This window comes from Oleiphilus sp. HI0061 (assembly GCF_001635675.1).
In genome coordinates this window covers 1-752 of sequence record NZ_LWFE01000658.1, presented here as the reverse complement: position 1 = coordinate 752, position 752 = coordinate 1, and the positions used below count along the sequence as shown (strand labels likewise).

1 protein-coding gene is annotated in these 752 nt (G+C 41.0%); it reads right to left on the bottom strand.

Annotated elements, in window-relative coordinates; all coding sequences use genetic code 11:
* The coding region (locus tag A3735_RS08340; protein ID WP_068637907.1) for a transporter substrate-binding domain-containing protein at window positions 1-727 on the bottom strand (727 nt) is incomplete at its 3' end.
* Window positions 728-752 lie beyond the last annotated feature (25 nt).

Below are 752 nucleotides of genomic sequence, written 5' to 3'. Positions count from 1 at the left end.
ACTCACCATTACCCTGAATGCCCTCCAAGCCCTTATTGAACTTTTGGATTAATGTCCTATCCATCGATCGAATTACTCGAGAAGTGGGGGGAGCAATATTGTCGAAGCTAAATTCCAGGGATTGATATTTCCTGCTGTTTTTGTGTTTGCTGGAAAAAATATTTCGATCCGAAATAGCAATGTCAATGCGCTTCATTGCGAGCATGTCGAGTTGTTTTAATTGATCAACATCCTCAGTGTACTTCTTGTTATTCTGAGTCATAAGCTGAAAGTCTTGGCCCAAGGTAGTGCTCGCACTTTTGAAAGCCCAAATATGCTTGTCATAGTAATCATATATAGTTTTAAGTTGTAGGTTCTGGCTAGCGAGTGAGATGGCACAGTCCACATAGTCAAGTGTTTTGTGGCTCGTGGAAATACCCGGCAAATTGGAAGAATAGATCGTATTTGATTGATTTGAAACAATTGCGTCGATGCTGCCACTTTTAACTAACTCTATTGCGCGTAGGTAATGGACATTCTCAATACTAATTGATTCGTAGCCTGCTTGGGTAAGTGCGCTATAGATAATGTCACGTTCAATACCGCTTTTTTTATCCTGGCTTAAGTATGGGGGCATTGAAAAAGTAAAGGCCAAAGAAATAGCTACTTGATCTTGTTTGTTAGCGAGGGCGGTCGTGGTGCTGAGTAACAGATAAAGTAACGTGGCTTTCGAAATAAATGCTCGCATTATCGTGTATCCGTATCCGGAGAAA